Raw genomic sequence first — 22,992 nt, forward strand, 5'->3', positions numbered from 1 at the left:
CCGTTGAGATAGACGTTGGCCCAAAACTGGCTGGTGAGGTTGCCGACGGGCAACCCGCGCGGACGCAACGGGGCAAACAGGTCATCGCCGAAGAAGTATTCCATATCGTAGGCGTCAGCCAGCACGCCGGCGCCGCCGGCGAGGATACGGTCCATCAGCCAGCGCACCTGCGGGTCGGCGACCTTCGACGCCAGCATGTCACGCAGCAGGGTGTGGTCAATACTGGGGAAAAATTGGCGCACATCGCACTGCCAGACATACGGATAGCGCCGTGCCAGGGCTTGCACGCGGTCGAGGGCGCGGTGCGTGCCTTTGCCAACCCGGTTGGCGTAGGAATTGACCACGAAGCTGCGTTCGTAGATCGGCTCGATGAGGTTGCAGAGGGCGTGGTGGACGACCCGGTCGCGGAAGGGCGCGGCCGAAATCAGGCGCTGCTTGGGTTCATGAATGGTGAAGTTGACGTACGCGCCGGGCAGGTACGTCATGGCGCGCAGCTCGGCCTGCAACTGATAGAGATTGCCTTCCAGGTCATGCTCGAAGGCGGCGACGTTGGGATGACCGCGCTTGCCTTTGGCGGCGCGGCGGTAGGCCAGGAGAAGATTGTCCCACGCGTACATCTCAGCGAACATTGCGTGCCTCAGCCCATGCGCTCACGAGGACGGGTGGCCCCGCGCCAGGGACGAACCGAGGGCGCGGGGCCGTTGGTATGTGCCCGGCCTGGTGCAAACCAGGCGCGGCCAGGAGCAGACTCGGCCATTTTTCGCCTCGGCCCCGAAGTGACGTGGTCCCCCGAAGGCTGCACGTCCCCGCCGGGCATTTCCGGCCGTGGAAAAATGTGGACACCACCACACGAAACCCGTTGTTCCTGTCGAGGTTGTTCGGGTTGTTCCTGTTGCGATAAGCACACCGAACGCTGTCTGTGGCCTGCCCTACAACCACAGCCCCAGGGCTGCGAATTGCCAGTGTTTGGCCCCTGGTCGCTTGGCGCGAGGGCACAACCGTGGATGAAAATGTGGCGCAAGCCGCCGGCTTGCCTCCGTGGCGCGGGGCGCTGCAATCCGGCGGATTGCGCTACAGAGCTATTTTCGGGTTAGTTATCCATGCGCGGAGCGCACAACCGTGGATGAAAATGTAGCGCAAGTCGCTGGCTTGCCTCCGTGGCGCGGGGCGCTGCAATCCGGCGGATTGCGCCACAGAGCTATTTTCGGGTTAGTCGGACGGGGTGATCTTCAGCCATCCCCCCAACAGTCTGCCGATCTCAGCTACCATGGCCGCCACATGCGCGTACTGTCCGCCGCTGAGCCAGCCCCACTGCACGGCCAGGCGCAGGTAGACGCGCACCTTGGCGAGGGCTTCATCGGCGCGGGCCAGCCGTTCCAAACGGGCGCTGCGCAGGCGCACGTTCGCCTCTTCCAGGCGCTCGCGCAGATCGAACGCGGCATCGAGCAGGCGCTGGGTGAAGCTGTGACGGTAGGCACGGGGGAAATGGTTGGTGGCCGGCAGCAACCAGGTCAGAAAATCATAGGTGCGGGTAAAGATCGGTGTTGGCTGGAAGCTCATGCGCATCCTCTTTTATTATAGGTCAGAATCGTGAGGGCGTCTAGCTGGCGCCCTGGCGGCCGGGAATGGGGTGCAAAAAAATTTCGCCGCCTACCGGCGGTTTTGGATTGGTTGGCCGGTCGCCTCGTTGGCTGGGCTGGCGGCAAGAAAACAAACCGATGCTGACCTGCCCACCATGTTTTTCAGATTTTCAGAGTTACAGAGGTCAGAGGGGTCAGCGTTCAGAGTCATAATGGGGACACCACCACACGAAACCCGTAGTACCTGACGAGGTAGTCCGGGTCGAGCCTGTAGCGATAAGCACACCGAACGCCTGTTCTATTACCATAATACGCAGAACCCCGATGACACGCATCTCATCTGGCCCCGCCGCCAAGTTCTCGCACCGCGCCCTAGCCTGCGCATCGCTCGGGTAAGGATAACCCTCGCCCACAAGCTGCGCGTCCACTCCCACACGTTGCCGCTCAACTCTTCCACACCGTACGGACTCGCACCCAACGGAAAACAGCCTACCGCGCTGGTCGCGCCAATTCCGGTGTCGTCGTAGTTGGCCTTCTCTGGCGTGATCTCTTCCCCCCACGGGTACGTACGCTGTGACTCCCGGTTCGCCTGCCGCACCTCCCGGCGCCGCGGCCAGGCCTGCACCTAACGGTCGTATCACCGCTGACACCGGTATCTCCTCGCCGCCCCGCGCCGCCTTCTCCCACTCCGCCTCGCTCGGCAGCCGCACCGCCCATCCCGCCGGCAGCCATTGCCGCGCGTGTCCACTCAGCCAGCGCACGAAGGCCAGCGCTTCATACCAACTGACCCCCACGACCGGATGGTTCGACAGATTGTGCGGCTCGCCGACAGCAAATGGCCCTCGCCGCCAGGTGCTGTCAATGCGCCCCTTGAATTCGCCCTGGCGCCAATAGCCGGCCGCGGCCGCTTCCGGCCAGTAACCGGCCTCTTTGTACCCACCCGCGGCCACGAACGCCGCGTACTGCGCATTCGTCACCGGGTAGCGCCCCATCCAATAGCCGTAATCCAGGTCGCAGAGGTGCAACTCCTTGCCCTCCCCCATCGTAAACGGCCCCGCGGGCACGTAGCAGAACGCCATGCCGTCCACCGTCAGCACGTCAGGCCGGGGGTCCCCCAGTTTGGCCAAAGAACGTCCGGCGCCTGCACGTTCGAGGGCTGGCAGCGAACTGCTGCGCAGCGCGTGCACCAGGCCATTCTGCACGCGCGCCAGCTTGGGCTGATTGCGCTCGCTGACCGACGCCAGGTTGGCCGTCTCCAGCAGCGCCTGGCCCGCCAGGTGTGCGCCCCACGCATCCGCCGCGGCATAAGCCGGGTCGTCCGGAGCACGATAGCAAAGCGCATCCACCAAGGACCAGATCGCAACGGCGGTCCCGCGCGCGGCCTTGGCCGCGGCCAAGAGGGCCACCTCGCGCCAGCGGTTGGCGTCGCCGCGCGCCAGGTCGGCCACCAGTTCGGGGTAGTCGTGATCGGTGAGATAACAGGCTGCCAGGTACCCCTGGAACGTGCCGGTGTGGAAAGGTGTAGACCCCCCCCCCGCGCGGCAGGAGGAGGCCGGCGCGCTGGCTGAGATGCGTCAGGAGAAGCTTGGGTTTGACCTCGTTGTCGGCGAGCGTGAGGAGGCCGGCTACCAGGTCCTTTTCGGCGATGTCTGCCGTACCCACCAGGGCCGCCTGGGTCGCATGCGCCTGGAACGCGAGTTCGTTCAGGAAAGCCCGCATCTTCTGGCGATCAATGCGCAGCCACTCGACCAGGCTGGGCTGGATCACGACCACCTGGCCCTGGGGATTGCGCACCACTCGCTGGCTCTCCCACCAGTCGAGCAGCAGGTCAACGGCGTCGGCATAGAGTTCTTCGCGCTTTTCCGGCAGACTTCCGCCGCGCCAGGCGTGCAGGCTGGCCATCAACGTCAGCAGAAGGGGTCGTTCAGCCAGCGCACGCAGCCGGTCGCTGCCAGCGATGGCACGCTTCAGTACTTCCGCGCGACCCTGGGCATCACCGGCGTTCCAGTGGCGCAACTCACCGATATGCGCATACCACCGCTCGACGAAGCGCCCAACCTGGCCGGGCGAGAAAGGCGCCAAGACCGTCGCCTGAAACCCATTCAACTGCCAATCCTGCTGCTGGTAGGCATAGGTGCGGCTGGTCACGAGGATGCGACAACGGGGAAACGTGCTCGCAAAGTCTTCAACTGCCGCTTTGATCAAGGTACGGCGTTGATTGGCTTCTGGCACTTCATCCAGGCCATCGAGCAAGAGCAAGCCGCCCTTGTCCATCCATTCCTGCCGCAAGCGCGGCGCAAAGTCCGGCAGGGCGCAGTCGTTCAACTCGGCGACGATGAATTCCCAGAGATGGGTGGCTGTGGCCTGGCGCCCCGGCTTAGGCAAGCCACGCGCGGCAAAGTCACGCAGCACCACACGCACGGGCAGGAGTGCACCGTGCTTCCAGGGCTGGGGCGATGGCTTCTTCTCTTCCGATTCCGGGCGCCTGGCTTCTTCTTCATCGTCCGGTAACGGCGCAATCAGCAGAGCCAGGTTGGCTTGGGTCTTGTGCAAGGCTTCACCGGCCAGGCACAGAGCCACGAAACTGACGAACGTGCTCTTACCGCTGCCAGGATCGCCTAGCAGGACCAGGCGGTCGTAACGATTGAGCTGGGCCAGGGCAGACAGCGGTTTGGGGCGCTCGTCGGGCTTGCGCGCCTGGCTGCGCAGGGCGTCGTCCTCCTGAGTCCGCGTCAGGAGGGCGGTATAGACCGACGCGAGGTTGAGGCGAGCTTCGGCATCGCTGGCCGCCTTGGGGTCAATGCCGGCCAGGGAGAGGATGTTCGCTTGTTCGTAGAGATGGTTGAGGTAGGCCAGGCGCAGGTTGGCCGGGTCAGGGGCAACCTGCGCGGGTCCGGTCTGATTGATAATCGTGATGGGGGCATGGATTTCGCGTGCAGCCACGCCTCCGGCGCCCGCGCCGATATTGTTCTCGCCCTGGACGATGGCGCCTGAGGAGGCGACCAGCGTTGCCTGGAAACGATCTAGGTTCCCCAGGCTGGTCAGCTCCTGCCGAATCGTCTCACCAAACCAGGTGCGGTCGGCCGGGCCGAGCGCTGCCTGCACGGTCTGGATCGCATCCAGCTTCTCCAGGACCGTATCCAACTCCTGGCGCCAGGCCGGGTCAGCGGCGGCGGCCTGCTGCAGTTCTGCGGCCAGCTCGGCCTCGCTGCGGTCCTTCCAGGCCTGGATCTGATTCGCGACCAGATCCCCTCCAATGCCACCGATCACGCTTCCCAGCGCAACCAGGGCCGCAAAATCACCCTGGTTGGCTGCGGTCACCACCGGCAACAGCGTGGTGGCCGCGAGGAATCCATAGAGCGTACCGGGCGCCAGCCGGCGCAGACGCCCGGACAACGTTCCCAGATTCTGCCGCGTGGCGGCTTGCCATGCCTGAAGGTTCATGATGGGGCTCCCCGATTTCTGGTTGTGCGCAAACGTCGTAACTGCCAGGCTGCCAGGGATAGAGACGGGATGACAGGAAATTGGGGTGGGGGGGGCGGGGGGCCCGCCCCCCGCGGGGGAGAAGACCGCCGCCTGTCAACCTGCCAGTTGGGGCCAAGGTAAGCAGTTACCAAACGTAATTGTATACGGGATTCTAGCCGGTTTCGGCCTCTCCGTCAATTGCGCCGGGAATATCACATCTCAAGGCTCTTTGCACCACAAAGCGGTTCCTAATCGGCGGTTGAACTGTTTGCTGTCTGCATGCTTTGCGCTCTTTGCGTTCTTCGAGGTTCAAAAAATCGGTCAAATTTTGGAATTGCTGTTCGTTTGGCGCCAAGTTATCAATGGTGGTATACTGTGTGTAATCACATAGGCATGGCCGCTAGTCGAGCCGTGCCACACGTTTCTTGGCCGCAGGGTGCGGCCCTTATCTTTCCAAATTTGCAGAACTTGCAGGGAGGCGAATTTTCCTCATGAAAGACCGAGTACGTGAAATCCTCAGTTGGTATTCCAGTGACAATCCCGGCGTCAAGACGAACCTGGCGCGCATTCTCAACCATGGCCGTCTTGGCGGCACCGGCAAGATGGTCATCCTGCCGGTTGACCAGGGTTTCGAGCATGGGCCGGCGCGCAGCTTTGCGCCCAACCCGCCCGGCTACAACCCGTTCTATCACTTCCAGTTAGCCGTGGACGCGGGCCTCAACGCGTACGCCGCCCCGTTGGGCTTCCTGGAAGCCGGCGCGGCCGAGTATGCCGGCGACATCCCAATGATCCTCAAGGTCAACAACCATGATGTGCTGCACGGCGATAGCGAACCGATTTCGGCCGTCACCGCTGGTGTGGATGACGCGCTGCGCCTGGGCTGCGTGGCCATCGGATTCACTATTTACCCCGGCTCCGTCTACCGCAACACAGCGTACGAGCAGTTGCGTGAGCTGGCGGCCGAGGCCAAGAGTGTGGGTCTGGCGGTCGTTGTCTGGTCATACCCGCGCGGCGGCGACCTCAGCAAGCAGGGTGAGACCGCACTCGACGTAGATGCCTACGCCGCGCAGATTGCCTGCCAGTTGGGCGCACACATCGTCAAGGTCAAGCTGCCCAGCGACTATCTGGAGCAGGCCGAGGCCAAAAAGGTCTATGAGAAGTACGGGATTGCGCGTGCCACCCTGACCGAGCGCGTGCGCCACATCGTGCAGAGTTCGTTCGATGGCCGGCGCATCGTCATCTTCTCCGGCGGCGCCAAGTCTGGCGACGAGCAGGTCTTCGATGAAGTGCGCGCCATTCGCGACGGCGGCGGCTTCGGCTCGATCATGGGCCGTAATGCGTTCCAGCGCGCACCCGAAGATGCACTGAAGTTCCTGGGCACGATTGTGAAAATGTACGCGGGCGAGATCGCCTGAACACGGAGAGTTTCTGATACTCTGTGTTCTCCGGTAACTGCTCACCCTGCAGGCCGATTTGGACAGGATGAACAGGATGTACAGGATTCTTGCTCTGTGGTGTGCAAAACTATCGGCACGAGAGTTCGAATATCCTGTGAATCCTGTCTGAATTCCAGGCAGACCCAGCAGTTACGTTCTCCGTGTCCCCGTGGTTCAAGTCTGATAGATTTCACCACGGAGGCACGGAGGGCATGGAGATATTCTTGTTCTCTGCGTGCTCCGTGTCTTGTGTGAGAATCCCTTGCTCGCTGTCTCTGAGGGCGCACCGGTACTACCATGTCCATTGGCATCGTTCCTTCGATCCTTTCCGCCGACTTCACTCGCCTGGGCGAGCAGGTGCGTGAAGCCGAGGCCGCGGGCTGCGCGCGCATCCAGGTGGATGTGATGGACGGCCATTTCGTCCCCAACATCACGATGGGGCCGCTCATCGTCGAAGCGGTGCGCCGTTCCTGCACCATCCCCATCGAAGCCCATCTGATGATTACGCAGCCGGAGCGCTACGTGGCCGATTTTGCCCAGGCCGGCGCGGATGTCATCATCGTGCATCTGGAAGCCGCTCCGCATCTGCACCGGCTCTTGCAGCAGATCAAGGGCCTGGGCAAACAGGCCGGCGTGGCGCTCAACCCCGCGACGCCCGCGCTCCTGCTCGACGGCGTGTGGGAGCTGCTCGACCTGGTGCTGGTGATGACCGTCAACCCCGGCTTTGGCGGGCAAGCCTTCATCCCCGCCACCCTGCCCAAGCTGGCCGGCCTGCGGCGCCTGATCAACGAGCGCGGTTTGCCCTGCGACCTCGAGGTGGACGGCGGCATCGGCCCGCAGACCATCGCCCTGGCCGCGCAGGCCGGCGCCAACCTGGCCGTGGCCGGCTCGGCCGTCTTCAATCAGACACGCGCCATCAGAGAAAACATAAAGCAATTGAAGGATCTGTCGTAATTAGCCCTGATCGGAAGATGGTCATCTGGGATCCAGACACATGCGCCATCAATGATGAACTGCGGATTGATGATTATCTGATCGCACGTCCGCGTTCGAGCAACGGTCACTCATGACTAGCCACCAGACTAACCGTGTCAGAAACGCCCTGATCAAAGAATGAAGGAATTGTCGCATGGATAGACAAGCTGACTACCGGCGCATGATCAAGCAACTATTGTATCAACACACACAGATTGGATACAGCCATGGCGAAATTGAACGGCTAGCTATTTGCGATGCAGCAAACAACAGTTATCTTCTGCTGGCGATTGGTTGGGATGGTAATCGGCGAGTCCATTCCGTCGTGTTTCATCTGCGTATCCGTGATGGGAAAATTTGGATCGAAGAAGATTGGACCGAGAATGGCGTTGCTGGCGAGTTAATGGAATTGGGCATTCCAAAAGATCAGATCGTCCTCGGCTTTCACTCCCCCTTCAAGCGTCAGTACACCGAGTTTGCTGTCGCGTGAACCGAGATTTCCTCCTGATTCTGGAGGACTTAGCTGCTGACCTGTAAAAGTGAGATCAACGCGGTGCTCATTATCAAGAATGGTCTGATGATTACGAGAGAGGCGAAACGTTACTTATGTCGAAATTTGCTATGACACAACCGCCAGTCACCTATCAGGAAGTGGTGAATCTGCTCGCCACACTACCATTGGAACGTTTGAACAGCGTATACGATTTCGACCTGTTTTTGGAATATCAACCACTCGTACCGATACCTGAGACCGACATCTTTGGCGCGACACACGCCGATATCCGTGCGGACGAAGAGCGATGGAATCAGCAGTTTGCCGATTCGCGCGACAAATTGAGTGCGCTGGCTCACGAAGCTGCAGAGGAATTTCGTCACGGACGGACGAAACCGATGCGGTTTACGTCTGACGGGGTAACTGCTCACCCTGCAGGCCGATTTGGACAGGATGAACAGGATGTACAGGATTCTTGCTCTGTGGTGTGCAAAACTATCGGCACGAGAGTGTAACTGCTCACCCTGCAAGTTGATTTGACCAGGATGAACAGGAGTCTTGCTCTGTGGCGTGCAAAACTGTCGGCACGAGAGTTCGAATATCCTGTCAATCCTGTGAATCCTGTCTGAATTCCAGGCAGACCCAGCAGTTACGCATTGCCAGACGCCAATACGCAACGGAGGTAATACGATGACTGCTGCAACTCGCCTCACGCCCCTCCTGTCCCTCGTGACCCTCGTCCTGCTGACCGCCGCGGCCGCGCCGGCCAGTCAGCCCGCCTCAGCGCAAGCAGCCCCACATACCATCATCACCGCCGCCTTCCAGCAGGGTCTGGCCGGCTACAGCGGCGTGCGCGACACCTGGGTCAGTTCGCTGGACTGGGACACGCCGCCGCAGCACACGGTCAACTACGGCCAAAACGATGGCTTGACCCTGTCACGTAACGATGGCGATAACCCGCTCCTGGCCTTCGATCTGACCAGCATCACGCCCAACAGCGCCATTCTGAGCGCCACGCTGGCCCTGGTCAACACCACCCCGGCCGGCTGCAATGTCACCGCGCCGTGGGTGCGCCGCGCGGAGCTTTTCCAGGTGCTGCGCGCTTGGGACGAAGGCAACCAGGTGGAATCGCCCATCAATGCGGCTGGCAAACACGGCGCCACCGGCGACAACGCCTTCGACTATTTCCCCGGACAGGGCGCCGATGTGCCGTGGAACGCCCGCGGCATGGCGGCCGGCAGCGATTACCTGGCCGCGCCATCCGCCGCCGCGGACATCATCAACCAGGGCTGGTACACCTGGCCGGTCACCAGCCTGGTGCGCGCCTGGGTGCGCAATGAACAGCCGAACGATGGCCTGGTGCTGCGCGACGCCAGCGGCTATCAGGATGGCAATTGCGACTGGCGCACCTTCGTCAGCAGCCAGGCCGCGGACGCCGCTCACCGCCCGATCCTGACCGTCACCTACAATCCCGACACGCCCTGGACTGTGGCCGGGCCGGACCAGGTCAACCTCAGTTGGAACGGCGGCGCCGTCACCCTCGACGGCTCGGCCAGCCGTGACCGCCCCGGGGGCAACAACGCCACGCTGACTTTTCAATGGCGCGTGGCCCAGGCCGCGTATGGCTCGGCCTTGAACGGCGCGCTGATCGGCACGGCCGCCATCCAGTCCTTTACGCCGGATGTCCCCGGCGAGTGGGACATCGAGCTGACCGTGACCAACGATGTCGGCGCCAGCGCCGCGGACGCGGTTCATCTGCGCCTGCTGGCGATTCCGGCCGGGCATCCCCGCATCTACCTCGATCCGGCCAAACTGGCGATCCTGCAAGCACGCGCCATCCCCTCCAACCCGCGCTGGACGCAGCTGCAGGCCGAGGCCAGTGATCCCTCCGGCGAAATGCACGCGCGTTGGTGGGGCTGTTGACCGACTCGGCCAGTCTCTGCAATCAGGCCATTGGTCAGGCGCAGGCGCTCATCGCCAGCCCGTCTACCTACTCCACCGAGGCCGGCGATGTGGCCCTGGTCTACGATTGGTGCTACGGACGCCTCAGCGCCAGTCAGCGCAGCGCGTTCATCGCCTATTTCAACGCCTGGGGCGACGCGCTGCACAGCAACGACTCGCCGGGCTGGGGCAATTACTGGCCGCGCTTCGCCTATTCCTTTGCCCTGATGGGCCTGGCAACCTACGGCGATAACCCACGCGCCCAGGAATGGCTCGACGAGTTCCGCTACCATCGTTACCGCGACAGCGATCTGCCCCTGCTCGACCGCATCGCGGAGGGCGGCGCCTGGCCGGAGGGCATGATCTACGACTGGATTGCCAACTGGCCGCGCGCCAAGGCTCTGGCGGCCTGGCGCAGCGTCAGCGGGGAAGATCTGTTCTTGAGCAGCGCCTGGTATCGAGAACGCCTGGGCTACCTGCTGCTGCACCGCTGGCCGGGCCTGGCGGATCAATGGGGGCAATACTACCACCCCTATCTCTCCACCGGAGACACGGAGCGCAACCGCGGCAGCATTGCCAATTACGAGCGCATCATGAGCCTGATCCTGATCGAACGCTTTCCGCAGGATGCCCTGGCGCAGCAGCTACAGGCCTATGTGAGCGCGGCGCCCACGGACAACTCACAGAGCTTTCTCTACCATGAGGAATTCTTGTGGTACAACCCAGGGCAGGCGGCGACGACCCCGACACCGCTGACTCACCTGGCGCCCGGCACAGGCACGATCTTCATGCGCAGCGGCTGGCCGGATGGCGCGGCCGATACCAACACCGCCGCCACCTACCTGACATTTCAGATCGGCGATCATTTTACCTACCATCAGCACTATGATCAAAACAGCTTCACCCTCTTCAAGCGCAGCGACCTGGCGCTCGACAGCGGCGTCTACAGCGGCGATGGCCTGAGCAACCACGACATCAACTACTACGTGCGCACGGTGGCGCATAACACTCTCGTGGTTTACAACCCCACGGAAGATTTTTCGTCGGCGCGGCCCGATGCCACGTCCAACGATGGCGGTCAACGCACCATGTCGCCGGCCAGCCGTTCGCCCACCGACATCACCTATTTCGATCAACATGCGGTGCATTACGACACCGGCGATCTCGTGCGCTTCAGCGCGGCGCCCGCCTTCACCTATGCCCTGGGCGACGCCACCAAAGCGTATAACAACCCGACCTACAACCAGACGATGGACGCCGGCCTGAGCGGCAACGTGGCGAAAGTCAGCCGCTTCCAGCGCGAACTGGCCTATCTGCGGCCGCTGGCGACGGCCGGGCCAACGGCCAACGATTACGTGGTCATCCTGGATCGCGTGGGCGTGACGCAGGCAGCCTTCAGCGGCGCCAGGACGCAGTTGCTCTTCCACACCCTGGGCAATCCAACCGTCAACGGCAGCGCGGCCACGATTTCGCCCGGCGAGACGCTCTACAGCGGCGCAGACCTGGCGACCGCGGTCAACGGCGACGGCAAGCTGTTCATGAAATTCCTGCTGCCGCCGGCGCGCAATGTGCGCAAGATCGGCGAGCGCGGCGTCAAGGCGTTTTGGGTCAACGATGCCAACTACGACTGGCACTGGGACAGCAGCGAGCCGCAGCCGCGCCCCATCAATGACTTCGAGGATGTGCCCTACGGCGAGTGGCGGCTGGCCCTGGAACCGGCCGATAGTGCGCTGAATCACGTTTTCCTGACGGTGCTGCATCCGGCGGCCGCGGCCACCGCGGTCATGCCGACCACCAGCCTGGTCAGCGGCAGCGGCTTGAGCGGCGCGCATGTGGCCGACGCCGCGCTGAACCGGCTGCTGCTCTTCTCGTCGGCCAACGATGGCGCACCGCCGGCCGGCCCATTGGCGTACAGCTTCACGCCGACCGCGCGCACCCTGAACGTGTTGCTGGATCTGACGCCGGGCGCGGCCTTCAACCTGGGGACAACCTTCGCTGCCGGTGTGGTGACGGTGCAGCTCACGCCAGCGGTCAACGGCGCGTACCGGGCCGATGACCAGGGCGTGCTCCAGTTTACCATCAACGCCAACGGCGCGGTGTGTCAACTGACGGGCGATTTCGATGGAGACGGTCAGGTCACGATCTACGATGTGCAGTGGGCGGGTCAGGCCTGGGGCCAGCCGGCCACGCCGCGCTACGATCTGAATCAGGATGGAGAGCAGGATGTGGTGGATGTGATGCTGGCGGCCGCTTACTGGGGCGACAACTGCTCCTGACGCCGTCGTAACTGCCCAGGCAGCCGGGACCAGCGGCAGCCGCTGCGACGACGCCCCGCTTCAGACCCCGGGCAAGAGGCGTAATACGTTGTCCGGGTACAGCGTGGCGCGACCGGAAGTGAAATCGTCCCAGGGGCGCCAGAGGGCTGTGTAGTTCGTCAGATTCTCCTCCGTCACCTCGAACGCGTCTCCACGCGCCCGCAGGGCGGCAATCTGCTCGATCTCCACCGTGTAGATTTGGCACAGCTCATGGCCTGGGCGCCCCTGGTGTGTGAAGATGTTCTCCACCGTGCCCAGGTAGTGCGCCTGCGTTACCGTCACCCCAAGTTCCTCGGCCAGCTCACGGCACAAGGCTGTCTCGCTCGGCTCGCCGAACTCAATGCCGCCGCCAATCAAGCGGCAGCAAAGCCCGGCATCTGCCGGCATATCCGGCACTTGCATGACCAACACCTCGTCGTGAAGGCGAATATAGGCCAGCGCCAGGGCGCGAATCCGGCCGATCATAGGTCTTTTCCTCGCTGAGCGGGTTTCGACCAGGGCCGCAACTGCTCAGGCGCCTGGCGCCTATAGCCGCCGAATGAATTCGGGCCGCAAGGGCGTTCAGCCGCCAGGTCGGCCTGCGGCGACCGGCATCGCGCCCACGCAGGCCGACGCCCGGCCGCCAGGCCCATCAGGCGCGATTTCAATCGCTGTTTCAATCGCTGTTTCATTCGCTCCACACCAGGTCCTTGCGCGCGAAGAGCCAATCCGCGACGATGAAGCAGAGGAAAGCGTAGCCCAGCACTAAAAGAGCGCCTTGCAGCAGGTTTGCGCTGCTGAACGGGGTCAGGGTGATCGAGAACGGGTCGAGGATGCGCCGCCAGACCGCAAGTAGAAAATTCTGCCCGGCCTGCGTCAGCTCGAACTGATAGTCATAGACCGCGGCCAACGCGGCAATGAGCGCGTAGACCATGATGTGCGAGCTGCCGCGGCTGGTCAGGTTGGTCAGCAGCAGCCCGAAGAAGCCGGCGCAGAGGAAAAGACAGGGCCAGATCAAGGCCAGCAGCACCCACTCGCGGCCCGTCAGCGGCGTGGTGAACTTGTCCTGCCAGAGGGCCATGCCCGTAACCAGGATGGTGAGGACAAGGGTCAGCGCCAGGGCCGTCAGCACCACGGCCAGCAGCATTTCAGCGCGCGCGCGCAGGCGGGCAATGAACGGATAGGACGCCGCCCGGTTGCAGCGGCCAGCCAGCAGCAGCACCGTCACGATCGTGATGACGATCATGGCGACCGGCGTCACCGCGGCAAAATAGGCGGGCGTCGCGCCATACTGAAAGGCAAGCCCGTAAAAGGTGAGCGCCAGAGTTAGGGGGACGAAGCTCTGCCAGGAGCGGAAAAAGTCTTTGGCGATGAACCAGGCCAGGGTGAAGATGCGTCTCACGAACGGATCGCCTCCAGATAGATTTCTTCCAGGTTGGCCTGCTGCTGCACCAACCCCTGCACATCCAGACCGGCATCGAGGAGCTGGCGCAAGATAGCGGCTTTCTGCTCGATGGCTGCGCCCACCAGGGTGATGCGGTTGTCTTCTACGGCAATGCCGGGCGCCAGGTCGCGCAGGCCAACCGCAAGCTCCGGTGTCAGCGTATCCACCTTGATCTGCACGTGCGGCTCGGCCAGCAGCACGCTGTTGAGGGTGCCGATGCGCGTCACGCGGCCGGCGCTGAGGATGGCGACGTGACTGCAAATCTGCGTCACTTCATTCAACTGGTGCGTGCTGAGCACCACGGTGCGGCCGGCCTGCTGCAACGCCAGGATCAGGTTGCGCATCTGTATCTGGCCGGTCGGATCCAGCCCGGCCGCCGGCTCGTCGAGCAGGAGCAAGGCGGGATCGCCGATGAGCGCCTGCGCGACCGCCAGGCGTTGACGCATCCCTTTGGAACAGGTGCGGATACGCCGGCCAGCCATGTCGCTGAGGCCCACGGTATGCAAGACGCCGGCCACCGTGTCCTTCTGCCGGCGACCGTGTATCCCGGCCAGGCTGGCGGCGGTGCGCAGATAGTCATCCACGCGGGCCGTTTCTGGAAAAGCAGGACGCTCTGGCAGGTAGCCGATGTGCTGGGGCGGCGCCTGGCACTGAATCTGCCCGCTGTTGGCTGCGATAAAGCCCATGACCAGCTTGAGCAGGGTGGACTTGCCCGCGCCGTTGGGGCCGAGCAGCCCAAACACGGCGCCGGTTGGCACCTCCAGGCTGACGCCACGCAGGGCCGGCGTATTGTTATACGATTTGATCAGATTATTGACAAGCAGCAAGAGAACTCCTCCATTCACACCACCAGGTAATACAGCCCCACGCTGAGGCCGATTGTCACTACCAGCCGGCGCAGGAGAGCCGGCGCGATCTGTCCAGCCACGCGGCCGCCGATGACCCCGCCGGCGATGGCGCCGGCGGCCATGACCAGCGCAACCGGCCAGACCACGCGGCCGGAGAAGACGAAAAAGAGGGCCGCGGCCACATTGACGGCAAAGGCAATGGCCTGCTTGAGCGCGTTGAGCCGCGTCAGATCATCGTCCAGGGTGACGCCCAGCACGGCCAGGATGATCACGCTCAGCCCGGCGCCGAAATAGCCGCCATAGATGGCCGCGGCGAAGATCGGCGCGGCCACCCAGGCGGGATGGCGCGGCGCCGCGGCATCTCGCCGGCGGCCGGCCACCCAGGCGCGCACACGGGGTTGCGCGGCCAGCAGCCCCGAAGCCAGCAGGATCAGATAGGGCGCCAGGTTGCGAAAGAGCCGTTCGCTGGTCCACAGCAGCAGGAGGCCGCCGAGCAGCCCGCCCAGCGCGCCAACCGGCACGAGCAGCCAGACGCGCCGCGCTTGCCCGGCCAGATCACGCGCCTGCGCCAGCGTTGCGCCCAGGTAGCCGGGCGTCAGGGCCACGGTGTTGGTGACATTGGCCGTTACGGCCGGCAGGCCGAGCGCGGTCAATGTGGGGAACGAAATCAGCGTCCCCCCGCCGGCAATGGCATTGACCGCGCCGGCCCCGGCCGCGGCCAGGAACAGGATGATCCAATGGCTCAGGCTGAAAGCATCCATGCGGGCTGCCCGTTTCCTTTGCTGCGCGGATCGCGGCCAGGCATCAGCCTGCCCTGCCTTCGACCTGCCGCGCGGCGTGCGCAGCATGGCCCAGCAGTTCCTGAATCCCCGCGACCAACGCCGCCGGGTTCGGATGGATGCCCTCTTGCAGCAGGGCGCTCTCGTACAACTGCTCGATCTCCAGGCGCACCAGGTCAGCCTGGCGGTCGGCCGTCACCAGGAAGGCCAGGTCTTGCACCAGGGCATGGCTGCGGTTCAGCTCCAGCACCTTCTTGGGCGCGGTAAACGGCTGATCGAGCAGCTTGTAGACGCGCTGCATCTCCTGGTTCATGGCGCCTTCGGGCGACACCAGGCGGCAGGGGCTGCTGCTCAGCGCCTTCGACGCCCGCACGCCCTGCACGCGATCGCCCAGAATCTCCGTAAAGCGGGCCAGCAGCCGGTCGAAGTCGGCATCGGGCATGGCATCGTCGGCCGGCTCATCTGTCTGCTCCGGCAGCGGCGGCAGATCGAGATCGGCGTTATCCACGTTCTTGAGCGGCTTGCCGTCGAACTCGCGCAGGGCCACCATCATGAAGCTGTCAACCGTCTCCACCAGCGTCAGCACTTCGATATGGCGCTGTTTGAGCGGATCGAGGTGCGGGCTGCGCTGCACCGAGGTCAGGTCCTCGCCCAGGATGTAGTAAATTTCCTTCTGCTCGGGTTGCATGCGCTGGACGTAGCCGGCCAGCGACACCCATTCGTCCCCGGCCGGCGCTTGCGTGGAACGAAAGCGCAGCAGGGGCAGCAGGCTCTCCATGCCGGCCATGTCGGTGGCGACACCCTCTTTGATGAAACCGCCGAATTCCTGCCAGAAGGCGCGGTAATCGTCCGGTTTCTCGCTCGCCAGGGCGCCCAGTTCTTTGACCAGGCGGCCGGTCAGCGCCTTCTGAATCTGCACCAGCAGGCGGTTAGCCTGCACCGTCTCGCGTGACACGTTGAGCGGGATGTCTTCGGAATCGAGCACCCCTTCGATGAAGCGGAAATGGTTGGGCAGCAGGTCCTTGTTGTACTCCTGGATCAGGACATGGCTGGAATAGAGCTTCAGGCCAAAGTCCTTGCGCAGGCTCATCATCCCCTTCTCACGCGTACGCGGGACGAAAAGCACCGCGTGAATATCCACCGGCGCATCGGCCACATAGTGCAGGTGCCGCAGCGGCTTCTCGAAGTCGAGGGTCAACTGCTCGTAGAAGGTGTCGTACTCCTCGTCGGTCACCTCACGCGGGGCGCGGCGCCAGAGAGCCGTGCGCTGATTGGCCACCTTGTCCTGCACATAGATGGGAAACGCCACGAAATCAGAGTGCTTCTTGATGATCTGTTCCAGGCGCCAGGCGGTCACGAATTCGGCGGCGTCTTCCTTGAGGTGCAGGATGACATCGGTGCCGCGCGCCGGCCGCTCGGCGGAGCCAACGCTGTACTGATTGTCGCCGGTGCTGCTCCATTGGGCGGCCTCGGCGTCAGGCCGGTAGGAGCGCGAGACAACCTGGATGCGATCGGCCACCATGAACGCCGCGTAGAAGCCAACGCCAAAACGGCCAATCATGTCGGTCAGCGGCCGCTTTTCTTGCGCCACTTGCTTGAGAAACGCGGCCGCGCCCGAATGGGCAATGGTGCCCAGGTTCTCGATCATCTCGGCCTGCGTCATGCCGATGCCGCTGTCGCTGACCGTCAGGGTCTTGGCATCAGCATCGAAGGTGATATGTACGGCCAACGCCGCGTCTAAGTCAAGCACGCTCTGATTGGTGAGCATCTCGAACTGCACGCGGCTCAGGGCATCCGACGCGTTGGAGATCAACTCACGCAGGAAAATCTCCCGCTCGGTGTAGAGCGAATGAACCAGGATATGCAGCAGTTGCTGAATCTCCGCACGAAACTCATAGGATTGCTGGGTCTGATCGGGCATGGTTATCTTCTCCGCGTCATGAAAAATCAGGGCGCCGATCGAGCGGCGTCCGGCGTGCTATTTTAGTCAAATCTGGGCGAAAGACAAACAGCGACCACATGCAGCCAGGAATTCCAAATGCAGGCGTTTATCGGACCTGGATTGGAGGCTTCAGCCGGTTTCTTGGCCAGCAAAGCCGCAAACTGCACCGGCTAAAGCCTCGATTCCGGGGCCATTTGGATTTGCTGATTTGGAATGACCGGCCTTGCGTGCCATGCGCCCCTGGTGGTATCATACGATCCTGGTCTGGCTGTGCGACCCGCGCAGAAAAGTCAGGAGCCAGGCATTTCATTCATCGTGACCGAAAGGGAGGAATCACATGGCAAGTAAACGCGACGACAAGGCGCCCAAAGTCATCATGTTGACGATCACTGGGCCAAACGGCGAAAAATGGGGCGAGCTGGTGGGGGCTGCCAAGGAGTTCAAGACGGGCAGCGTGGGCTTTTACGCCAGTGGCAAGATCGTGAATCCAGACAATCCGGAGGCGAGCTACCAGATTGGCTGCAACATCACCCTCATTGGCAGTAAGAGCGACGATTGAGGTGCGTTGAAGTTCTCAACGCAAGGACGCAGAGACGCCAGGACGCAACGGGGTTCTTTGCGCCCCTGCGCCCTGGCGTCGAATTTCTCAACGCAAGGACGCAGAGACGCCAGGACGCAGCGGGGTTCTTTGCGCCCCTGCGCCCTGGCGTCCCTGCGTTGAGATACGACCCCGCACACCTAATCGCCGTTCGTTGGCTCGATGCCAAGCGCCCGCAGTTGAGCCAGCAGCCGCTCGCTGCGGTCGCGCGCCAACGCGGCCTGCTGCTCAGCCGTCTCAGCTCGCTGGCGTTCAGCCTCGGCCCGCTGGCGTTCAGCCTCGGCCCGCTGGCGTTCAGCCTCGGCCCGCTGACGTGCGGTCTCGGCCCGCTGGCGTTCGGTCTCAGCCCGCTGGCGTTCGGCTTCGGCTCGCTGATGTTCGGCTCTGGCGCGTTCGGCGCCGGTGGGAATCAAGTTGCCTTGTGCGTCACGCCACCGCAGCCAGGTGGCGGTGACCCCTTCGTAGTCGCCCTGCCACAGCGTCAGGCCGATCTGCGCCTCGGCAAACCAGCGTGAAGGAAGTTCCACGTACGTGCGGCCCTGTAGTTGAAAAACGTGCAAAATACCCTCGCCCAATTGATCGAGCGGGTCGAAAATGACGTAGTAGGAAACGCCCAACTCCGCGTAGCGGACGCGCTTGCGCGTGTTTTCAGCGCCTTCTCGATTCGAAACCACCTCGATCACAATCTCAGGCGCTTTTCCATGGTGCCACATGAAAAAGGAGCGGTGCTCCTTGGCCCACAGATCGAAAGCATGGGTGCGTACATCCACGGCCAGCATGACATCGGGCACCAGCGGAGAGAACTCTACGGTAATAAAAAGGCCCACATTGGCCGCCGCCAGGAAAGGACGACCCTCCCCCGGCCCGGCCCACGAGGTGTAGAGCGATTCGGTCAACAGTCGCTGCTGCTTTTCGGAGAAGATGTTGTCCACGGGTTCGTCGTCCTCGGTGATGATATGGTCAATCTTGGGCCATAACAGGCGCGGGAGTACCCCAATGCCACCCTCGCGTTCCCAGGCCGCAAGTTCGGCCAGGTCCTCTGGCGTGGGCGGCCCGTGCTTCGGGTAGGCGCTGGGGAGCGGGTGGACGATGAAGCGGCTGTCGTCAGGCGCAGCGGGCGCTGCCGTCGGCGCCCTGCGCGGAGCAGGGCGTGGGGGAGGATCGCGCGGCTTGGTCATCGTGGTCATATGAACTCCATCACGATATGATAACGGATAAGACGTAATTCTAGCGAGGGCATCTGCAAGCGAGAAAAGTTTACCACGGCCATCGCCCGGTGTCAATAGCCGAGATCGCGAATCTCCCGCTCGTCGAAGCCGAAGTGATGGGCGATTTCATGCAGGACGGTCTTGCGCACCTGTTCGCGGATCGCTTCGGGCGTGCGAAAAAACTGCTCGATCGGCCCCTGAAAGATGGTGATGCGGTCAGGCGGCACCAGGTTGTAACCGGAGTCGCGGCGGATCAGCGGAATGCCCTCGTACAGACCAAACAGCGTGTAGCCTGGCCCCACGCGGCTGCGAGCCAGGTGCGCCGGCGTCGGCCATACCTCGACCGTGATTGCGACATTGCGCAGATAGCCCAGAATCTGATCTGGCATGCCCGCGACCGCTTCCACCACCAGGGCCTCGAATTCTTCAGGATTCAGCATGGGCCTACTCGTTACCGTTTTGCTCGTGCTTCTTGACCCCGCGCTTGCCCAGGCCCAGCACGCGGAACCGTTCCGGCAGCTCGATCTCCGACACGCGGATATCTTCCGCCAGGCTGTCATACTTGCGCAGCAGACGGCGCACCGTGGAACGCGCGCGCGCCGCTCCGTACGCGCCCTGCCGCTGCGCCTCCTTCCACCACTTGGGCTGGGAAACAGGCACCGGTGCGCCCCACTTGATCGCCGTCGCGGCCCAGGTCAACCCGGCGCCAAAGCTGACGAAAACGAGGTGGTCACCTTTCTTGATGCGACCCAACTCGATGGCCTCGCACAGCGCCAGCGGAATTGAGGCGGTGGAGGTGTTACCGTAGCGTTCCAGGTTGACGAAGATCTTCTCGCGCGGAATCTTGAGTTGGCGATGCACCGACGATTCGATGATGCGCGCGTTGGCTTGGTGCGGAATGATCAGGTCAATATCATCCAGGGTCAGGCCGGCCTTCTGCACCACCTCGCGCGTGGCCGTGGCCATGATGCGGGTGGCAAAGCGGAAGACCGCGGCGCCGTCCATTTTGACATAATGCTGACGGCCGGTGACGGTCTCCAGCGTGGTGGGCATGCGGCTGCCGCCCGCCGGCAGTGAGAGCAGCTCCCCGCCGGAGCCGTCCGAACCGAGCACGCTGGCCAGGATGCCGCCAGGCTCCTCGCTGGCGCTTAGGAGCACCGCACCGGCGCCATCGCCGAACAGCACGCATGTGGTGCGATCGCTCCAATCCACGATGCGTGAGAGGGTTTCGGAGCCGATCACCAACACGTTTTGCGCAGCCCCGGTGGCGATCATGCTGCGCGCCAGCGTCAGGGCGTAGACAAAACCGGAGCAGGCCGCGCTCAGATCGAATGCGCCCGCGTGCTCCGCGCCCAGGGCATCCTGCACCAGGCAGGCCGTGGCCGGAAATTGATGCTCGGGCGAGGAGGTGGAGCAGATAATCAAATCCACCTCGTTGGCTGACACACCGGCCACGCGCAGGGCCGCGGCCGCGGCCTTGGTAGCCATCGTGGCCGTCGTCTCCCGCGGGTTGGTGGCAATGCGGCGCTCGCGGATGCCAGTTCGGCTGAATATCCAATCATCGGAGGTGTCAATGATGCCTTCCAGGTCACGATTGGTGAGCACACGCTCAGGTACATAGCAACCCCAACCGACGATTTGTGCATAGCGGGCCATGGCGATCCATTCTCCTTGTGGTCTTGCCTCTCAGGCAACCGTCGTCCCTGTCACAGCGGCATTTTCTGGCTGCGACCAGCGACGCACGACGATACTTGCATTGTGTCCGCCAAAGCCAAATGAGTTTGACAGCGCCACATGGATGGGCAAGCGCCGCGCGACGTTCGGGGTGTAGTCCAAATCACAGGCAGGGTCAGGCGTTTCGTAGTTGATGGTTGGCGGGATGATGCCTTCCGTCAACGCCTTGAGGCAGACCATGACCTCGAAGGCTCCCGCCCCGCCCAGCAAGTGCGCGGTCATGGACTTGGTCGAGCTGATGGCTACCCGGTAGGCATGATCGCCCAGGACGGCTTTGATGGCCGTGGTTTCACCCTTGTCGTTCAATCGGGTGCCCGTGCCATGCGCGTTGATGTAGTCAATCTCCTCAACCTTGATGCCGGCCTTGCGGATCGCCAACTTCATGGCAACGACCGCGCCTTCGCCATTTTCAGCCGGCGCGGCCATGTGATAGGCGTCAGCGCTGCCGCCATAGCCCAGGATTTCGCCGTAGATGCGGGCGCCGCGGGCCAGGGCATGGTCGAGCGCCTCCACGATCAGGATGGCGGAGCCTTCACCCATCAGGAAACCATCGCGGTTGGCGTCGAACGGACGGCACGCGCCTTCGGGGTTGTCGTTGCGCGTGGACATGGCGCCCATCACATCGAAGCCGCCCAGGGTGAGCGGCACAACGGCCGCCTCGGCCCCGCCGGCAATCATGATCTCGGCATCGCCGCGCCCTACCACTTCGGCCGCCTCGCCCACGGCGCTGGTGCCGGTGGCGCACGCGCTGACTACGGCCATGTTCGGCCCGCGGATGCCCAGTTGAATGGCAATCTGACCGCCGGCGCTGTCCACCAGCATGGCGGGAATGAAAAAGGGGCTGATGCGGCGCGGCCCCCGCTGCTGCAGGATATCGTACTGGCTGAGCAGTGTCCCGATGCCGCCCACGGCCGACCCCACGATGACGCCGACACGTTCGCGATCCTCGTGCGCCAGGTCAAGCCCGGAATCGGCCAGGGCCTCGACGGTCGCCGCCCAGGCATAATGAATGTAGGTATCGAGGCGCCGCGCTTCTTTGGTATCCATGAACTTGGTAGGGTCAAAACCTTTGACCTCGGCCGCAATTTGCGTCTTGAACGGGGATGGGTCGAACGCGGTAATCCGTCCCACGCCGCTCTTGCCCGCCTTGAGGGCTTCCCAGGCCGTGGGAACATTCAAGCCAACCGGTGAAATCGTTCCCATCCCGGTGACTACGACACGTCTGTTCACTGGCAACCTCCCGCTGTGCATAAGAAACGCCGCGGCGTGGGAAATGACCGCGTGCTGCAGTCAGGCCCAACGCTGGGCGGCGCTCACTGATATTTTACGCTTCGTCTCATTATAACACTATCAAGCCGCAAACGACGCGCCGGTGAGTCGCGCAAAATTGACGGAACTTTCGTGGCGAGAGTCGCGTTGAGCACGCTGGTGGAATTTTGCTGCAAATGTCACGAATTTTGTAACTGCTCACCCTGCAGGCCGATTTGGACAGGATGAACAGGATGTACAGGATTCTTGCTCTGTGGTGTGCAAAACTATCGGCACGAGAGTTACGATTCCGCCGATCGACCGCTGTGGATGAAATACCCCGGCGGCAGTGCGAGTCAGATTGGCGAGCAGGTACACTATGCGTACACGACGCAGGGGTTACTCGACACGGTACAGAGCAACGGCGGCGTCTATTACGTTGGCAAGACACAGTACAACGAACTTTGTGTGATATGCATGGTAACACATTCGAATGGTGTTACGATGTACCATCGAGTTACCCAACGTTTCCAACGACCGATTGGGTTGGAGAAGGAAATGCTGGCGTGCGCTCTATAAGAAGTAGTTCATGGGCGACCAGTCTGGAGGCCACTGATCACCGTTGCGCATGTCGCGGTGCGGAGATACCAGATGCCAAGTGTCCATGGTTTGGTTTCCGAGTTTGCTTGAGACAATTTCTGGAGTGAAACTCAAAGATGGCAGAAGTGGTACAACACGGCGCCTCGATGGCAGTCAAGATGTCACGCTGACCTACGATGCAGAGAACCGGCTGATCGGCATCAGCGGCGGGGGCGTCACGGCCAGCTATGTGTACGACGCGGACGGCAACCGGGTCAAGGAGACCATCGGCCCGATTTTCGGCCACGAATTGCACGAATCGAAACGAAGACAGAAGCTTGATTCGTGCAAATTAGTGAAATTCGTGGCAGAGAAAGCCGGGCGGATTCTTGCCACGAATGCCACGAATGACACGAATTGACACGAAA

Annotated in this window: 20 protein-coding genes and 1 pseudogene; 8 read left to right on the forward strand and 13 right to left on the reverse strand. The window is 62.8% G+C overall.

The genetic code is table 11. The features are described 5' to 3' along the window. The 4 genes and pseudogenes from IPF85_RS18125 to IPF85_RS18140 form a co-directional block, all read right to left on the reverse strand. Nucleotides 1-629: pseudogene (locus IPF85_RS18125) on the reverse strand (RNA-dependent DNA polymerase); the annotation flags it as partial. A 580-nt stretch (nucleotides 630-1,209) separates the two neighbouring features. After that, a complete protein-coding gene (gene avd / locus IPF85_RS18130; RefSeq protein ID WP_343409465.1) occupies nucleotides 1,210-1,560 on the reverse strand; it encodes a diversity-generating retroelement protein Avd in 351 nt (116 codons plus the stop codon). Between the two features lie 214 nt (nucleotides 1,561-1,774). Then, on the reverse strand, nucleotides 1,775-2,707 hold the full coding sequence (locus IPF85_RS18135) for an SUMF1/EgtB/PvdO family nonheme iron enzyme (RefSeq protein ID WP_343409466.1): 933 nt from the start codon (nucleotides 2,705-2,707) through the stop codon (nucleotides 1,775-1,777). Beyond that, complete coding sequence (locus IPF85_RS18140; RefSeq protein WP_343409467.1) at nucleotides 2,679-5,024, reverse strand: NACHT domain-containing protein; 2,346 nt, start codon at nucleotides 5,022-5,024, stop codon at nucleotides 2,679-2,681. The genes IPF85_RS18135 and IPF85_RS18140 overlap by 29 nt, the downstream gene beginning before the upstream one ends. Before the next feature lie 512 nt (nucleotides 5,025-5,536). On the opposite strand from IPF85_RS18140, the gene IPF85_RS18145 reads away from it, so the two are divergent. The 6 genes from IPF85_RS18145 to IPF85_RS18170 all read left to right on the forward strand — a co-directional run bounded on the left by IPF85_RS18145 (nucleotide 5,537) and on the right by IPF85_RS18170 (nucleotide 12,166). After that, nucleotides 5,537-6,460, forward strand: a complete 924-nt coding sequence (locus tag IPF85_RS18145) for a class I fructose-bisphosphate aldolase (RefSeq protein WP_343409468.1) — start codon at nucleotides 5,537-5,539, stop codon at nucleotides 6,458-6,460. Between the two features lie 318 nt (nucleotides 6,461-6,778). Further along, entirely contained in the window at nucleotides 6,779-7,435 is a 657-nt protein-coding gene (gene rpe, locus IPF85_RS18150) for a ribulose-phosphate 3-epimerase (protein WP_343409469.1), read from the forward strand. Between the two features lie 175 nt (nucleotides 7,436-7,610). Beyond that, on the forward strand, nucleotides 7,611-7,946 hold the full coding sequence (locus tag IPF85_RS18155) for a XisI protein (RefSeq protein ID WP_343409470.1): 336 nt from the start codon (nucleotides 7,611-7,613) through the stop codon (nucleotides 7,944-7,946). Nucleotides 7,947-8,062: 116 nt separating this feature from the next. Then, nucleotides 8,063-8,464, forward strand: a complete 402-nt coding sequence (locus tag IPF85_RS18160) for a hypothetical protein (protein WP_343409471.1) — start codon at nucleotides 8,063-8,065, stop codon at nucleotides 8,462-8,464. Between the two features lie 175 nt (nucleotides 8,465-8,639). Beyond that, the gene (locus tag IPF85_RS18165; RefSeq protein ID WP_343409472.1) at nucleotides 8,640-9,872 is read left to right on the forward strand and encodes a DNRLRE domain-containing protein; all 1,233 of its coding nucleotides are present in this window, start codon (nucleotides 8,640-8,642) and stop codon (nucleotides 9,870-9,872) included. Further along, on the forward strand, nucleotides 9,869-12,166 hold the full coding sequence (locus tag IPF85_RS18170; protein WP_343409473.1) for a heparinase II/III family protein: 2,298 nt from the start codon (nucleotides 9,869-9,871) through the stop codon (nucleotides 12,164-12,166). The genes IPF85_RS18165 and IPF85_RS18170 overlap by 4 nt, the downstream gene beginning before the upstream one ends. A 60-nt stretch (nucleotides 12,167-12,226) precedes the next feature. Here IPF85_RS18170 and IPF85_RS18175 read toward each other — a convergent pair whose 3' ends face one another. From IPF85_RS18175 to htpG, 5 genes are all read right to left on the reverse strand, one after another. Further along, entirely contained in the window at nucleotides 12,227-12,670 is a 444-nt protein-coding gene (locus tag IPF85_RS18175; RefSeq protein ID WP_343409474.1) for an NUDIX domain-containing protein, read from the reverse strand. 202 nt (nucleotides 12,671-12,872) lie between these two features. Beyond that, on the reverse strand, nucleotides 12,873-13,586 hold the full coding sequence (locus tag IPF85_RS18180; RefSeq protein ID WP_343409475.1) for a hypothetical protein: 714 nt from the start codon (nucleotides 13,584-13,586) through the stop codon (nucleotides 12,873-12,875). Next, nucleotides 13,583-14,455: an ABC transporter ATP-binding protein gene (locus tag IPF85_RS18185; RefSeq protein ID WP_343409476.1), complete on the reverse strand. Its 873-nt coding sequence runs from the start codon at nucleotides 14,453-14,455 to the stop codon at nucleotides 13,583-13,585. The genes IPF85_RS18180 and IPF85_RS18185 overlap by 4 nt, the downstream gene beginning before the upstream one ends. 14 nt (nucleotides 14,456-14,469) lie before the next feature. Continuing rightward, complete coding sequence (locus tag IPF85_RS18190) at nucleotides 14,470-15,237, reverse strand: sulfite exporter TauE/SafE family protein (protein ID WP_343409477.1); 768 nt, start codon at nucleotides 15,235-15,237, stop codon at nucleotides 14,470-14,472. A 43-nt stretch (nucleotides 15,238-15,280) separates the two neighbouring features. After that, nucleotides 15,281-17,176, reverse strand: a complete 1,896-nt coding sequence (gene htpG, locus IPF85_RS18195) for a molecular chaperone HtpG (RefSeq protein ID WP_343409478.1) — start codon at nucleotides 17,174-17,176, stop codon at nucleotides 15,281-15,283. A 358-nt stretch (nucleotides 17,177-17,534) separates the two neighbouring features. Between htpG and IPF85_RS18200 the strand changes: the two genes are divergently transcribed. Then, entirely contained in the window at nucleotides 17,535-17,756 is a 222-nt protein-coding gene (locus IPF85_RS18200) for a hypothetical protein (protein WP_343409479.1), read from the forward strand. Between the two features lie 179 nt (nucleotides 17,757-17,935). Here the strand turns inward: IPF85_RS18200 and IPF85_RS18205 are convergent, their stop codons facing one another. The 4 genes from IPF85_RS18205 to fabF all read right to left on the reverse strand — a co-directional run bounded on the left by IPF85_RS18205 (nucleotide 17,936) and on the right by fabF (nucleotide 21,967). Next, nucleotides 17,936-18,982: a Uma2 family endonuclease gene (locus IPF85_RS18205; RefSeq protein ID WP_343409480.1), complete on the reverse strand. Its 1,047-nt coding sequence runs from the start codon at nucleotides 18,980-18,982 to the stop codon at nucleotides 17,936-17,938. Between the two features lie 92 nt (nucleotides 18,983-19,074). After that, nucleotides 19,075-19,443 (reverse strand): metallopeptidase family protein, encoded by a 369-nt coding sequence (locus tag IPF85_RS18210; RefSeq protein ID WP_343409481.1) that lies wholly within the window; start codon nucleotides 19,441-19,443, stop codon nucleotides 19,075-19,077. 4 nt (nucleotides 19,444-19,447) lie between these two features. Beyond that, nucleotides 19,448-20,659, reverse strand: a complete 1,212-nt coding sequence (locus IPF85_RS18215) for a beta-ketoacyl-ACP synthase III (protein ID WP_343409482.1) — start codon at nucleotides 20,657-20,659, stop codon at nucleotides 19,448-19,450. 30 nt (nucleotides 20,660-20,689) lie between these two features. Then, on the reverse strand, nucleotides 20,690-21,967 hold the full coding sequence (gene fabF, locus IPF85_RS18220; RefSeq protein ID WP_343409483.1) for a beta-ketoacyl-ACP synthase II: 1,278 nt from the start codon (nucleotides 21,965-21,967) through the stop codon (nucleotides 20,690-20,692). A gap of 682 nt (nucleotides 21,968-22,649) precedes the next feature. Between fabF and IPF85_RS18225 the strand changes: the two genes are divergently transcribed. Continuing rightward, the gene (locus tag IPF85_RS18225; RefSeq protein ID WP_343409515.1) at nucleotides 22,650-22,985 is read left to right on the forward strand and encodes a hypothetical protein; all 336 of its coding nucleotides are present in this window, start codon (nucleotides 22,650-22,652) and stop codon (nucleotides 22,983-22,985) included. Nucleotides 22,986-22,992: the final 7 nt, after the last annotated feature.

Origin of the sequence: Candidatus Amarolinea dominans (assembly GCF_016704685.1) — a bacterium.
Taxonomy (GTDB): domain Bacteria; phylum Chloroflexota; class Anaerolineae; order SSC4; family Amarolineaceae; genus Amarolinea; species Amarolinea dominans.